Origin of the sequence: Pseudomonas sp. IT-P258 (assembly GCF_949767825.1) — a bacterium.
GTDB lineage: Bacteria > Pseudomonadota > Gammaproteobacteria > Pseudomonadales > Pseudomonadaceae > Aquipseudomonas > Aquipseudomonas monachiensis.
Genome location: NZ_CATKPU010000107.1, coordinates 1 through 238 on the forward strand (window position 1 = coordinate 1; position 238 = coordinate 238).

Consider the following 238-nt stretch of genomic DNA (forward strand, 5'->3'; position numbering starts at 1 on the left):
CACCGTTGTGGTGGGCATGCTCAACCCGTTCAGCAACGAAACCATCGCCAAAATGGCCGAGTGCGGCATTACCGCCTTTGCCCTGGAAGCCGCGCCGCGTACCTCCCGCGCTCAGAGCCTGGACGTACTGTCGTCGCAAGCCAACATCGCCGGTTACAAGGCTGTGTTGCTGGCCGCTCACCACTACCCTCGCTTCATGCCGATGCTGATGACCGCGGCAGGCACCGTGAAAGCGGCA

General features: G+C 62.6%; 1 pseudogene. It reads left to right on the top strand.

The features are described 5' to 3' along the window. Nucleotides 1–238 (top strand): annotated as a pseudogene (locus tag ACM6G4_RS27465) (NAD(P)(+) transhydrogenase (Re/Si-specific) subunit alpha); the annotation flags it as partial.